Origin of the sequence: Nostoc sp. LEGE 12447, from assembly GCF_015206985.1 — a bacterium.
GTDB lineage: Bacteria > Cyanobacteriota > Cyanobacteriia > Cyanobacteriales > Nostocaceae > Nostoc.
This window is the reverse complement of record NZ_JADEXT010000082.1, coordinates 1-14189: the sequence shown is the minus strand read 5'-3', so window position 1 is coordinate 14189 and position 14189 is coordinate 1. Positions and strand designations below refer to the sequence as shown.

The 14189-nt window shown below is 37.8% G+C and carries 9 protein-coding genes; 3 read left to right on the top strand and 6 right to left on the bottom strand.

Annotated elements, in window-relative coordinates:
• Positions 1-554: 554 nt before the first annotated feature.
• Both IQ274_RS34830 and IQ274_RS34825 read right to left on the bottom strand, forming a co-directional pair.
• Positions 555-860 (bottom strand): fertility inhibition FinO-like protein, encoded by a 306-nt coding sequence (locus IQ274_RS34830; RefSeq protein ID WP_194145050.1) that lies wholly within the window; start codon positions 858-860, stop codon positions 555-557.
• Between the two features lie 11 nt (positions 861-871).
• Positions 872-2392, bottom strand: a complete 1521-nt coding sequence (locus IQ274_RS34825) for an NACHT domain-containing protein (RefSeq protein WP_163935706.1) — start codon at positions 2390-2392, stop codon at positions 872-874.
• Between the two features lie 567 nt (positions 2393-2959).
• Here IQ274_RS34825 and IQ274_RS34820 point away from each other — a divergent pair.
• Both IQ274_RS34820 and IQ274_RS34815 read left to right on the top strand, forming a co-directional pair.
• Positions 2960-4825 (top strand): protein kinase domain-containing protein, encoded by a 1866-nt coding sequence (locus tag IQ274_RS34820; protein WP_163935704.1) that lies wholly within the window; start codon positions 2960-2962, stop codon positions 4823-4825.
• Between the two features lie 132 nt (positions 4826-4957).
• Complete coding sequence (locus IQ274_RS34815; protein WP_163935702.1) at positions 4958-5992, top strand: tetratricopeptide repeat protein; 1035 nt, start codon at positions 4958-4960, stop codon at positions 5990-5992.
• Here IQ274_RS34815 and IQ274_RS34810 read toward each other — a convergent pair.
• The 3 genes from IQ274_RS34810 to IQ274_RS34800 form a co-directional block, all read right to left on the bottom strand.
• Positions 5950-8460, bottom strand: a complete 2511-nt coding sequence (locus IQ274_RS34810; RefSeq protein WP_163935700.1) for a CHAT domain-containing protein — start codon at positions 8458-8460, stop codon at positions 5950-5952. The two genes, IQ274_RS34815 and IQ274_RS34810, sit on opposite strands and share 43 nt — an antisense overlap.
• Positions 8457-11159 carry a filamentous hemagglutinin N-terminal domain-containing protein gene (locus IQ274_RS34805; protein ID WP_194145049.1) on the bottom strand — a complete coding sequence of 901 codons (2703 nt, stop codon included), beginning with the start codon at positions 11157-11159 and terminating at the stop codon, positions 8457-8459. Before IQ274_RS34805 ends, IQ274_RS34810 begins: the two co-directional genes overlap by 4 nt.
• Positions 11160-11223: 64 nt before the next feature.
• Entirely contained in the window at positions 11224-11850 is a 627-nt protein-coding gene (locus tag IQ274_RS34800) for a PAP/fibrillin family protein (RefSeq protein ID WP_194145048.1), read from the bottom strand.
• A gap of 1087 nt (positions 11851-12937) precedes the next feature.
• On the opposite strand from IQ274_RS34800, the gene IQ274_RS34795 reads away from it, so the two are divergent.
• Complete coding sequence (locus IQ274_RS34795; RefSeq protein WP_194145047.1) at positions 12938-13879, top strand: hypothetical protein; 942 nt, start codon at positions 12938-12940, stop codon at positions 13877-13879.
• A gap of 38 nt (positions 13880-13917) precedes the next feature.
• Here IQ274_RS34795 and IQ274_RS34790 read toward each other — a convergent pair.
• A partial coding sequence (locus IQ274_RS34790; protein ID WP_194145046.1) for a hypothetical protein occupies positions 13918-14189 on the bottom strand: 272 nt, incomplete at its 5' end.

The following is a 14189-nucleotide window of genomic DNA, read 5'->3' as shown; positions in this document are numbered from 1 at the left end:
TACTTGGTTGACAAGCTCAGAGGGGGTTGCATCAGTTATCAGTCAACAGTTGACAATTATCAAGGACTGTGAATTCCAACTGATAACTGTTATTCGCGCTGCTACTATTTTTTGCTACAAAATTCGGCATATTTCTTAATTAAACTTAACTTTACAGAAACTTATGAATTTCAACAACAAAAATTGCCACACGAAACTGGTGCGTTTAGTGCGGCTTCTCGTATAATACGAGAAGCAGCGGATTAAATCTCGTTTTACCAGTCAGTGGATAAAAGCCGTCAAACTTTAAGTACCACTGCTTTGGTTTTCGTGAGATAACCCCGCTCTGAGGTTATATGGAATTTAAGACCCGCACAAAGCGCTACTCCTTAGTGGCGCTTTGTGCGTTAAATTCTCGTACTGTTGTATCTTCACCTCCATACCTCCTATCAATTAGCTTGATTCTACATAACTTGTGGTCTTTCGGTATCTAACGAGATTCTGATTTTCTTTGTTTAACTCCTCTATATATACCAGTGTTCGTTCTAGCTTACCCTGATTGGGTAATCACTTTTTCAAGAAGCAGCACCTAACGCAGAGGTCGCTTCTGCCTTGGGCTTGCGCTCGAAAACTTGTATGCTGGGTTCCTTTAATATGAACCTATGTTCTGTTTGCTGACCGAGTTTACCAGCGATTGCCGCTACCCACTGGGGGTAATTACTGGCAGCATCGGTCAGTTTCTTCCAAATCTTAGGCTTGACTGTGATGTTAATGATGCGTCCATCACAGTCGAGCTCGAACTCTTGCCAGTTGTTCTCTGCTGTTTTCGCTTCAGGTAGTTCATTGATTTTGATTGTTACTTCTAGCTTTCCTGAAATCATAAATACCTCTGTTAAGATGCGAACGCTAATGGTGAACCATGAGATGTATGCACCAACCCTTGTGGATCTGTCTTGATGTATTTTTTAATAACTGGTTGCAGAGTAAAACTGATTTCTTTAGTAACTGGGTCTTTGATACTTTCAATTAATGACTGATTTTCAAGTTTTTCTAACGCTTTGATTAACTCTAAAGTTGAGACACATTCTTGACTTTTATGTTTAATATCCGACAATAGTTTAGTAAAACTAATTGATTGTTGATTTCCGAATATCTCTTCTGCTATATAAATTAAAATTTCTCGTTGAGTACTACTTAATGATTCTCCAAACAGTTGATTAAGGATTGCCTCAAAATTACTGCTAACAAGCGTAGTTGGATTCTCAAAAAACATTTGGGTATTACCACTAAAGAAGTGGTTAATTCGATTAGCTACTGCTTCGAGTTCTGAAGGATTTCCGCGATACGTTTGAATTAATTGGTTACACTTTTCTTTATCCGTCAATCCTTTGCTAGATAGAAGCTGCATTGCGGCATCTGCGTCTAAACCTTGGATTTTTAAGAAATGAAGATGTTGTTTTGTTGTTATAACATCATCAAGTTCATCAGGCCAAGCTCGACCAGTTAAGAGTATGCAACTTTCATGTTCTTCTTCTATCAATCGGTGAAAGAATACTCCGTATTCAAGCCTTTGCTGAAAGCTTTTTTTCTGAAATAAAGAATCAAAACCATCTAGTACCAGCAGACAACGGCGTGATTGCAACTGTTTAATTAATACTGAAATCATTCCCTGAGTAGATTCAGGTAAACCTAAATCAGGTTTACAAGGTTGCGTTAGTTCTATCAGTTCAGATACTAAATCTTGAAGTAACGGTGCATGAATAATTGTTTTCCAGATTAAGCTATCAAATGTTGATTCTTTTCTTGCACTAACTTCTTTTATCAATTTTGCAACCAATGCACTTTTACCGATACCTGCAATTCCTATTAAGGATATACAACGCTCGTTACTTATCAATTCTTTCAATGAGTTTAGTTCCTGCGAGCGTCCATAAAAGCTAGACATTTCAGGTAGTTTTCCCCTAATGATTGGTGTCAAATTATTGACAGTAAGTCTTTCTCCTTCACCTGACGCGGATTGAATATGATACTTTTTGTTAACTTGTTCTAAAAAATACCAAAGCTTCTTTTTACCCACTCGTTCGCCATCCCCTATGGTTTCTGAAAGTATGTCCCATAAGCGAGGTGCTACTGTGCGCTGTATGTAGTTTAAGCTGTAAGTTGAGTGGCTTGCTATCTCCTCATATTCTCGATCATTCAATGCCCCTTTGATAACGAGCATTTCAGTTTCAGATAAGTACTTGCCTCTTTTGGCAAAAATTAAGTCATTTACTACGACCAGCGCTAGCCTAAAAGTCTCTGTTATTGGAAATACGCCTTGAGATGATGATTGATCAAATGAAAGTTCCTGTTCTCTAAAAGTGACAGAGGAAGAAAGAGGAGATTGAAGTTCCGGTTCAGCAGTAAAATCCATAGCTATGCTATTACCTCTGATACAGTGAATGCTCTTTAAGAGGCTCTCCGCGAATGAGGTTTAGTTTTTAGAGTATGTTAGATTGTAATCAATCATACCTTATCTTACTATTTATGGTTAATTTTTTCAAAAAAGTACTAAGTTAACCTTTATATAGGTTTCCTTGAATTTAGGGCATCTACGGAAAGATAAGAGCCACGAAGTTATAGTAACTTGCTTTTCATCCAAAGTACTAAAAGTATTATATGGGTCTAAAGCTAGCTCTCCCCGTAGTTGCTGCGTTTTTGGTTGACAGCAAAGCACTCATGTCTGTTTGGCGTTAGCTCTCGAAAAAATCTCCCAATCATACAGATATTGGCGCTGTAGCCCCTTTTGGTAAAGCGAACGGGGAAATTTTCAAATTGCATCCCTGTTTTCAAAAAAATTTTACAAATCACAAAAATTCAAGCAATGTAAAAGAAGAGTAATTAGCGTAAATTGTGATGGGTACTTGTATCTGTATTCAGGCAGTTAAGACATAAACACTCTTTAGCAACTGCCTAATGCATAAATTTATACTTGGCAAGTATGTCGTTTTATTGTATAAATCCCCTTTGTGAGCAACGTAAAAATCCTGACAATATTGAAACATGTCTATCTTGTGGTACTACGTTGCTGATTAATAACCGTATTCGATTGCTTAAGCCATTGAGAGAGCTTACTTATGACCCTCGGAGCTACTTTGAAGTTTTTGAGGTAGATGACACTGGTACGAAATGGCATCCGGTTCGTGAGCGAAGAGTCATGAAAGTTCTCAAATGGAATTCGACTAGGCTTCGTGAGTTAATTCATCGGGAATTCCGTGTTTTACGGCTAATCCAACATCCAAATATTCCTCAATGTGATGTTGATGATTTTTTCAGTTTTGTACCTAATAATAGCCCTCTGGAGCTATGTTGCTTAGTAATGGATAAAATTGAGGGACAAAACTTAGAAGAATGGATAAAAGAGAATGAACCGATTTCGCAAGCTCAAGCATTAGAATGGCTACGTCAATTAGTTGAAATACTTGATGTAGTACACCATACCGAATTTTTTCATAGAGATATTAAACCTGCAAACATAATTCTTCAACCAAAAGGGGAACTTGCGTTAATTGATTTTGGAACTGCACGACGAATAAGTGATACGTATTTAGCTAAAGTTAGTGCAAGTGGAGGAACTGATACAAAAGTAGGAAATTATGAAATTACAACTGTAGTTTCATATTACTACACTCCCCTAGAACAAGTTTATGGGAAAGCAGTCCCACAGTCGGATTTTTTTGCTTTAGGCCGGACTTTTGTTCGTCTAGTTACTGGCACTTCATTGACACGTTTGCCAATAGACAAAAAAACAGGACGATTAATCTGGAGAAATAAAGCATCGCAGATTGATAAACCCTTTGCTGACTTTCTGGATGAGTTGATGGCTCCCATGCCAGGGCAACGTCCACCAACTACTGAAGTTATTCTGCAACGGTTAAAAATACTTCCTCAGCAAAGTAAAATTTATAGAGTAACGAGGTCTAAAACGTTCAGAATCAGCGCAGTAATTGGATTTATAATTTTGACAGTCTTTGGGACTTTCAAAGTATTATTACCACTAAGAGCTAAATATTTAGTGTCTCAAGGGGAGAAGGCTGAGGCAGCAAATAATTTTCAGATCGCCCAAGAGTTTTTTGACTCAGCTATAAAAATTAATTCTCAAGCCAGATACACAATTTCCAAATTTTATTTTGAAAAAGGACTTCGCAGTACGAAGAGTTTAGAATTAGCTAAAAGATACTATGAATTATCAATTAAATATAATGACACAAATGTAGAATCATATAATAATTTAGGTATCGTGTGTAAACAATTACATGATTCTCTATGTGTAATTGATAGCTATGAAAAGGCTTTTAAGTTAACCTCTGATAATTGGGAAGGACATTATGGATTGGGAACTTACTACGATGAACGAATGAAATATGATTTAGCAGAGCAACAATACCAGTTAGCCATAAAAATTAATAGACAAGCGATAATTGCTATCAATAATTTATCTAGAGTAAAAATTCTACAAGGTGATTATAATACAGCAATCTCTCTTGCCCAAGAAGGACTACAAAAAACTACAAATCCTAGATGGCAAGCAGTTCTGTATAAAAATTTAGGTTGGGCAAAATTTGAGCAGAAGAAATATAGCGAGGCAAAGCAATATTTAGAGAAAGCGAAAGAATTAGATATCCAAAGAACATCTGTTCACTGTTTGCTGGCAAAAGTGCAGGGAATTTTAGGTGATTTTGATAACTCTTGGCTTTCCTGGGAAGCCTGTTTGCTAACTGAATCTAGAGAACCAGAGGTTTTCATTTGGCGAGCCGAAATAATAGAAAGAATTAGACTAAAGGCTCCTAATTTAATTGAAGATTAACATTCTTGAAGTTAATAATGTCTTAATATTAACAAATTATTATTAAAATTTACAACCATTATTAAATACCCTTTTTTTATCTCTCTAATTCTTGTATGCTATTAACTTGCATATAACTATATAAAACTTTTGATGCTGAGTACACACAGACAAAAGAACAAAATTGGGAGAAAAGTCTACATCTCCAAAATTTTAGTAGTTGCATCAACGATACTTGTTGGTTGGAGTAATGCGTGGGGTCAGGTAAAGCCAGAAGCAAAACGTAGGTGTAAGGTTATTGGTCGAGTTACTAACGTAAGCGATCTTCGCTGGCGAGTAAATAGCTTATTGTGTTCAGGAGATCGCATTACTCCAATGAATGGGCGAACAGTTAATACTTTATGTTACTTGAACGGAGAATTTCTAGATTTTAAACAAAGTAGCATTTTTGATGTTGAAGATAAATGTAGGCTACCGCACGACAGAGTAAGGCTATGTACGGGATTGAACCCAACTGAATGTGACGGCATTAAAGGCCCAACAAATGTACCAATGCTAATTAGTCCCTATGGCAGTTCAATGTTGAGTACTAGACCTGTAATTTCTTGGTATGCTGTACCTCAAGCTACTAGTTACACAGTAGTTGTTAGCGGTTATGAGTTTTACTGGGAGAAGACAGTAGATAAAAGTATTACTGCACTACCATATCCAAAAGAACAAAAAGAATTACAAATTTTTAGTACTTACAAATTTACTGTATTAGCTAATGTGGGTGATACTCCTATTATTTCTTCAGAGCCATTAGTGCTTAGTGTTTTACCTCAAGAAGAACAAGATGCTTTTGCAGCAAAGGTGAAGAAAATTAATGAGTTAAATTTACCTCCAGATGAAACTGCAATTTGGGATTTAGACGCTGTATTTATGTCGAGAAATCTTTTGAATGAAACGATTGAATCATTGAAAGCAAGAGTAAGAGCAGGAAGCCAAAACCCTACTATCTACCGATTATTAGCAGATCGGTATTTAGAAGCATGGCTACCAAAGGAGGCACTTCGTGAATATAGCAAAGCAGCACAACTGGCAAAAGCCACTAATAACTTAGATGAACTAGCTCGTGTACAGGAAGCTTTAAAATTAGTAGAACTTTATAACCATCCGCCAACTAGCACAAAGCCTGACCAAAAGTAAGGATGAACGTATTTAGGATTGGATGATAAACTTAATTTTGCATGACGCAGTGCCTCTGCTTTAGTCAAACCATTTTTCAAACCCTTGTAGAATTCTTGCATGAGTATGGCAGTAGAATCCTCATCTACCAGCCATAAGCTAGCGATTACACTCTGTGCGCCTGCTTGTGCTGCCACTCCAGCCATTCCCAAGGTTGAACGCTTATTACCTTTGGCTGTCTGACAAGCACTTAAAACTAATAATTCGATTGTATTTTCATTAAATTGAGTCTTTTGTTTTAGTAAACTATCAAATTCTAATACGTTTATTACTTTGTCATAAGCTAAAAATACAGTTTTATCAGAGTTAGAACTAAATTGTCCATGAGTGCTGATGTGAACAATTGGAAAATCATTTTTAGTTAGTTCTTGTTTGAACTGTAGACTAGTAAAGTTTTCATTTAACAGTACAGTTGAGGAATCTGTCTCTTTCTTAATTTGGGCTACTTCTACTGCCACTTCCCCTAGCGCCTTCAACCCTTTTGGAGCATTCTTGTCATTGAAGCTGGGGCTTTCTTTGCTGAGTCCAGCGATTAAAGCTGTGAATTTATTTTGAGATAAAGATTTAGGTGGCCGGATTTTAGAGCCGAAAGTTTCTACAATACTGTATTCTTCTATTAAATAGTTTTTTCCATTATAAAGTAAATCCATTGGGAGACTCTGAAATGATCTATCTAAAGCAAATACAAGTGTCCCTGATGAAGGTAAATATGCCTGAATAGGTTTAATCAGTAGCTCATAAAATTTTTGATAATATAAAATAATTTGCTTGTTAGTAGTAGAAAAAAATCTGGAAGACTGCACAGTATCTAATATATTATTAACATGGTTTCTGATTAACTTAGCGTCAACAGAATTGCGAACAAGAGAGTGATTAGAGGAGTGGGCAATTACTTCTATGCTGTTGCCTAAATCAATAATATGAATTATTGCGGTTGTGATAGGCAAGCCCTGAAGCTTATTCAAAGCTACAACATCCAGTTTTCCGCATTTTAAAAAATTCTCCAGTTCTGCTATTTGCAGTTGTTCATTCGTCTTAATTACTAACTCTAAATTAGGGTTAGGAGATGATAGCAGTAATCGCATATACTCACGATAAACAGGCTCTACTTTCTCATAAAAGGAAAACTGTGTGTCTACGTTACTTGCTAAGAGATTATCACGAACTCGCATCAGGTTATTAATTGCAGCACTGTAAGCTTTCTCGGCTTTATCATACTTTCCTTGTTTGTAGTACTGTAAACCCAATTCGTGCTGCCACTGGTATGCAATATCCCATGCCTGAATTGATTGAGCCAAAGCCATAGCTTGTCCAAGATAATCGAGCGAACGCTCTCGTTGTTTTTCTAGTTTACCCAGTGTGCCGAAAGCATAAGACATAAGCCTCTGTTCATTAGTGCTTTTAGCCGTTTGCAAAGCTGATTCTGCATATTGGACGGCTACTGAATGTAATCGTTCGTCTGGAATTTGATTGAGACTATTGGCAAAGTTTAGCTTGGTATAAATAGATTGGCTAGCAGGGAAATCAGAGAATGCCGAAGAATTTTTCAGTATTACCTCTACTGAAGGTTTAATCTGTTGATTTATTTGAGTTTCAATAGCAGTTAACTGTCCATTGCCTGTATTTGATTCTGCTATTAACCACTTTTCAAAGTCTAATAGTAAGCTTAAACGGTATATTTGCGCCTGTAGTTTGATTGCTATTGGTGCAGTTGGGGTATTAATTAATGACTGATAATTACTGAGTAATTCGAGTGCCTTTTTTTGAATAAAATTAACAGTTTCCTTTTGGAAAACTGGTTCTTCTATCCAACTATATTTATCCCGTGCCTGTTGGTATATAGATTTTTCAGTATTATTGAGTGATAGCAAAATTGCACTGTTATCAAAATTAGCTAACTGTTGAGCAATTGATAACGTTTTTCTCAGAACTAATTTTGATTCAGATAACTTGCCTAATTGTCGCAATACATTTCCTAAATTTTGTAAGCCTAGTAGATGTACAGGTATTGAGTTCAATTTATCAATTTCTGCATCAAGTAGTCTTTTTGTAGAATCAGCAGGCTGGTCTGACGAGGTGGCACAGATTTCAGCATCGAATTTCAAAGCTGTGACAACTATTTTGCAGGCCCGAAGATGTAAACCTAAAGCTTGTAGAGCGACGTTCTGATTAATTAAGGTTCCGGTGATTCCTTCAGTATCTTTGATCTGTTCAAAAAGTTTTGTAGCTTGCTGCCAAGACTTTAAGGCTTCTCTTGCCTGACCTAGATCCAGTTGTCTCTGCCCTCTCTGGTTCAGTACTTCAGCTTGATGCTGTTGTGCTTGTTTGCTTACTTCCCGAGCCAGAATCAAAGATGGCTGTCCTATAGCTATGCATAATCCTAGAATACATAACAACAAGTACTTGAATAAACCCCAAAAACTAATCATTTTAACCTTACCGCTTCTGTTATCGATGATACTGGCGGCGTAGAAGGTAGCTTATGGCATCTAGAAGCAGACACCTCAGCGTAGGGACTTGGTGGATCGGCTTGTGCAGTCAAGACTACATCTCCATCAGCATTTAATATCCAACCCTGGGCTTCTACAATTTCTATGGGTTCTTCAGTTTTTGATGGCTTTGATTGCTCCCAATTATCAATCGCCTGGACAGGATTAGAATTTCTGTGCCAAGTAGAACTGTTATCTAACTGATTGTCAGAACTAGCTGCTACTCCCCCAGCACCAATATTCACAAATGTACTCCTTACTCGACCAGAATGACCCTGGCATACTGACACTACCTCTGGAGTTTGTGCGATCACTTGTGGTTGCACTTTGGTTTGGCTTGGATTTCTATCTTGAACATTGATCTCCACTGTGCCGTTAATACCTCGTTCAGAACTGGCTGTAACCTGTGTATCAGACGAAATAAATAGTCCTTTTGTGTTAATGCGAATGTTACCCCCCCGCCCACGGAATGCGTTCGCGGTGAGGGCGCTGTTGTTCGAGGCTGTCACGATGTCTGTGTCGATGCGGATGTTCCCGCCGTTGCCCTTGGTGCCTTGTTTTCCAGCAGTTGCAGAAATATTGCCAGAGCGTAGTTGAATGATTTTAGACGTTATTTCAATATCACCACCTTCGCCAACGGCAGTGGTCGCGGTAATGCCGCCGTTGTTTGAAATATTGATTGTATCAGCGTTAATATTAATTGTTCCAGCGTTGCCAAAACCATCATTCTTGACACTAATTAATGCGCCATCTGCAATATTTAACTTATTAGTATTAATTGTGATATTTCCCGAATCTCCTCTTAGCATCGAAGGCAGCAGGTATAGCTCTTGAAAACTTTCATTGAAATCGATAACAGATGAATTTATGAGACTTGGATTGACAGCGCCTGGGACTCTACCTATTACATCTATAGAATCAGAAGCATTAATAGTAAGGCTGTCAGCTTTCCCAGTTGAGCGGGTAGAAGTATTAATTATTGCGCTATCCCTAACTGTTAACTTTTTTGTATTAACTATTAATTTCCCACTATTACCACTGCTATAAGTTGCAGTAACTAAAGAGCTTGGAGTAAAGATATTTGGTACTACTCCAACAAGTTCTATAGAGTTTTTGGAATTTACAGTTACATCTCCTCCAGAGCCACTTCCAAGAGTTAAAGAACCAATAATACCTCCATCTTTGATACTTAAGAGTCCTGTTGAAAGGGCTAGATTGCCTGCATTACCAGAACCAGAAGCTCTAGTAACAATAGTACTAGAAAGCTGTGAAGTCCCTGATAAGTAACCAATTACTTGAGTAGATTCAGCAGTATTAACTGTTAAGTTACCACCTCTGCCAGTGCCAAAAGTTGAAGTTAGGATTTCTCCACCATCTTGTAAAGACAAATTTTTTGTAGACAGCGTAAGATTGCCACTATTTCCAGAGCCAAAAGTTGAAGTAATGATATTACTAGGTAGTTGAACAACGGAAGAGGAACCGTTAGCAACTTGAGTAAATTCGGAAGCATTCACAAAGACATCGCCCCCCCTACCTATACCATAAGTTTTAGCAGCTATTGCTGCTCCATCCTGAAGAATTAGATTTTTAGTTAAAATTTCGATTTTTCCTCCATCTCCTACTAAGGTTTCATTAACCAAGCTAGTAGGAATTGCTCCGTCCCGAGAAGTTCCTATTATTCTCAGTTCTTCAAAGGCATTTACAATAATGTCACCTGACAAATTCTTACCTTGGTTTTGAATTAAAAATATTGAGCCACCTCCTAATTCCACCTTAGCAGCTTGTGCTTGAATAGAACCACTACCAAAGCCACTAACATCTGCTATTGACTGTTGAGATAGTTGAATATTCTTGAAGCTAATGGCATCTTCATAACTTAAATTCCAACCATTAGAAGCTGGATTAATGTGTACTACTCCTTTATCAACACTACCTAACTCAATTCGCCCTTCACTTGCCCCAAGTTTTCCTCCCTCTAAAGTTACGTCACCACCCACTAAAGCCAAAGTCTTTTCTGGTTTGACACGTAAGCCATTTGAGCTAATGGTTCTAATAAATGGTGAAAATGGGCTATTGAGAGTCAGATTGTGTCCTGTACCTTGAGCTTGAATTACGCCTGGATTACCATCAAATCCTAAACCAATAGGTGAACTCACTGTTAATAAGGGTTGATTTTGTGGAGCTTTTGCACTGAATTGGCTACCATCAGCAAAGTTAATTCTGTTAGCAGTGGTAGCTAAAAATGAGCCACCGATATTTAGGACAGCATTGGGACCAAGAATAATCCCATTAGGATTAATTAAAAATAGATTAGCATTGCTATTAGCTTTCAAAAAACCGTCAATGTTAGAGACAGATAAACCAGTTACTCGACTAATAATGTTTTGAACATTCAAAGTATTATTGAAGTAGGCGGTACTACCTGTGGATAAGGAAAATTGCTCGAAGCTATGAAATAAGTTGTTTCCTACTTGCGTCCCTCCATTAATATTGATCGTCTTATCCTGGGAAGTAACTAGAGAATTAATTGGTAATGTATTATCTGGAACAATCTGCGCTCTAACTGATGAAGAGAATAATACATAAAATAGGGAAGCTAAATATTGCCAACAAGCAAAGGAAATATTTGATTTTTTCATCTCAATTTTAAATGACGCTTGGAATTAACTCCAGGGAGCATAATTTTTCTGTGAGAACTTAACTTTAAGACGTTATATCACGACGAAAGACAAATAAATTACCTGTTACACCTCGTCCTACCCTAATTTCTTGATCTAAGTAAGAGGTTATCCACAGAGCCTCTCTTTGTAGAAATTCTAATACTGGTATTTTCAACTCAGGAAAACTCCAATTAGATAGTCCAAAAGATTTTGTTGCTTGTATGGAAAATGAGTTAAAGGACACTGTGGCAGTTTTCTCATCTGTATCCCATTTCCAATGTCCATTAGCTTGTAACTGCCACTCACCTAAAATAGGTAATTCAACCTGGGCGCTATTAGAGGCTGAGATTTTTCTGATATTATTGACACTAGCCAATCTTTGCCACACGCGTTTAATTTTGATTCCACCTAAAAAATCTGGAATTGATGCAATCTGGCGTGTGACAACTGTCCCAGCAGATGCATACACTAATTGCCAGTTACCTAATAGAGAAGGAAGATCGTTAGGTTGAAGTGGTTGGAGAATAGGACTTATGTCCTCCAACTGTTGTACAAGTTGATCGATAAGTTCGTCAGAGCTTGGAAATAGGCTTTGCTGTAGTCCTAATTTCTCTATACGTAATAAAAGCTCAGTTTTTAAAGCAAATCTCGCTGCATTATCTTCTACCATATCTATATTCTTCTTTTATGCTTGAAAGTTACTATCAATAGTAATTATTACTCATCAGTGATATTTTTTAACTACAACCAGTCAATCAACTAAGTCTGCATGGCGCTGGTTAAGTATTCAAGCGTTAGTATAGGTGTTGAAGTTAGTAGTATCGAGTATCTATAGTCTATAGATTGCGATCGTAGATACTTCCTTTGCTTGTAAGCTAAGAGCTGATTCGTAAAGAAAATTTTAAGGATATCCAATTTATTGCTGGGTAGGACTTTGAGAGAATAAACGCTTAATTGACTCAAATTACTGAAACCCTTATAAATCAAGACTTTACTTTAGTTTACAATTAGCTTTAATGCACTACAAATGTGTAAGTAATATTGGTACTTTAGTTTGGCAATACTTGGAATGCCAGCAACATATTTTTTGTAACTCATAGAAATTATGGAAACTCAGCTAAATCGGGAACACAAGAAACACAATAGACAATCGTTCTTCATTGAAAGCAGTTGCTTGTATTATTGACAGCGTTACTAGTAACTGACAAAAGTAATTTTTCTGCAATAAAACTTTCTTTTGTAAGAATTGCTGATTTTGCATCACCTTCACAAGTGAAAATCATGATTTTTACCCTGAACTTAAGATACAAACATTTATTAGCTTGATATTAAATGTTTAGTATTTCAGAAAATTTTGATAAATAGCTAAAGCTGATGATTGACATCTGTGATCAGGACTAATCTTGAACCTCCAAATACTGTGCTTTGGGCTTAAAAAAGCAAATACGCTCTTTATTCGCTTTGAATGTAACGAAAGTTCATATCCCCCTTGTAGCTAGAAGCTTTAGCTAAATCTTTTAAGTTCTGTATACCGCTGCTGCCCGTCGATAAGCCAAGTGGTAAAACCAGGAACTTTCGCAATTACATATATAAGGTACTCATAGTGATTGTGTAGTTGTCGAAGCTAACAATTGTATGGTTAAGATTAATGAAAAACCCCAACCTGTTTAAAGGATGGGGGCATAAATAAAAACACTATATTTCATGATGACACAATTCAATATTTGTTCGACTGCTGTCAGCCTAGAGGTGGGGCAATGAACAAACCACCATCTAGACGCAAGAAAGTTATCCCTGTGGCATCTGGTGAACTAAAGCCAGCAACCGACTCTGCTCCCGAAAATACTTCTGGGCAAGACAACCCAGCCTCAGCAACGATTACGGTGACTGCTGTTGAAGTTACAGAGTTGACTCTTGAAGAACAAAGCTTACGCTTGCAATTGGAACGTCAGGTAGAAAGGGCATTTTTGTCAGCAGGTCAGGCGTTGATGGAGTTGCGGGATCGCAGATTGTACCGTTCCACGCACCGTACTTTTGAGGAGTATTGCCGCGAACGCTTCAATTATAGTCGTGACGCGGCTTACTTAAAGATTTCGGCTACTGTGGTTTATGAGAATCTTCAAAAGTTTTTGCCGACCATTGGTCGGCAAATTCCAATGCCGACCAACGAACGACAATTGCGTTTTTTGGCGAAAGCCGAGTTGGAACCGGCTGTGCAAGCGGATGTATGGCGGCAGGCAGTGGAGCAAGCTGGCAATAAGATTCCATCCGGTCGCATAGTGAAAGATGTTGTAGATAGGATACGCGAAAGGACGAAAGTACCCAATCCTTACCACGTTGGGGAAATATGCATTCTTTTGCCAAAGGATAACCCAGACTTGAGAGGTAAAGCGGGTTATTGGGGCGTGGTAAGTCACGTTGGGGAATACATCTGTACATTCCAGGCTTGGGACGGCGACTGTACTGTAAAAATCGAACACCTGAAGTTACTGGAATTGCTTGATGAAGATTGCCAATTCATGCAGCAGTTATGTGTGAGGTTACGGCAATTGCATCAAGTGGCCAGCCGTGACTCTTCTGTGGATTGGCTGTTGCAGGGATTGGGTAAGCAAGCTAAACCTTATTTATCTTCGTTGCAGGCAAAATTGCTGGCGACTGTGGAACGGGAGTACAAAATCGAGTGGAGGCAACAGAAATGATGGTGCAGCGAGGAAACAATAGGTTAATGCAACAAAGTTCACTTATCGAGTTTAGTTTCAAATATTTCTCGCCACAATTCAAATTCTGGACAATTACACCAAAGGGTAAGGAACCCATCAAAAAGTTTAGTTCCTGAATTTTGAACTCCCCTTGGGAGAACTTGGATCAAGATAGGAATATCTAAATCACATTTCCAATTTTCTATTTCTTTTTGAATTTGGGCAATAGTGTCTTGATGGAATCCTCGGTCGTTGTTAGAACACTGAACAAGTAAACATCCACTATCAGAATCTTTGACTCGCTTGAGCG

What these genes read in the sequence shown, in the direction of transcription:
- IQ274_RS34820 (WP_163935704.1), top strand. Translation starts at nt 2,960, where the DNA reads ATGTCGTTTTATTGTATAAATCCCCTTTGTGAGCAACGTAAAAATCCT.
- IQ274_RS34825 (WP_163935706.1), bottom strand. Translation starts at nt 2,392, where the DNA reads ATGGATTTTACTGCTGAACCGGAACTTCAATCTCCTCTTTCTTCCTCT.
- IQ274_RS34805 (WP_194145049.1), bottom strand. Translation starts at nt 11,159, where the DNA reads ATGAAAAAATCAAATATTTCCTTTGCTTGTTGGCAATATTTAGCTTCC.
- IQ274_RS34810 (WP_163935700.1), bottom strand. Translation starts at nt 8,460, where the DNA reads ATGATTAGTTTTTGGGGTTTATTCAAGTACTTGTTGTTATGTATTCTA.
- IQ274_RS34830 (WP_194145050.1), bottom strand. Translation starts at nt 860, where the DNA reads ATGATTTCAGGAAAGCTAGAAGTAACAATCAAAATCAATGAACTACCT.
- IQ274_RS34800 (WP_194145048.1), bottom strand. Translation starts at nt 11,850, where the DNA reads ATGGTAGAAGATAATGCAGCGAGATTTGCTTTAAAAACTGAGCTTTTA.
- IQ274_RS34795 (WP_194145047.1), top strand. Translation starts at nt 12,938, where the DNA reads ATGAACAAACCACCATCTAGACGCAAGAAAGTTATCCCTGTGGCATCT.
- IQ274_RS34815 (WP_163935702.1), top strand. Translation starts at nt 4,958, where the DNA reads ATGCTGAGTACACACAGACAAAAGAACAAAATTGGGAGAAAAGTCTAC.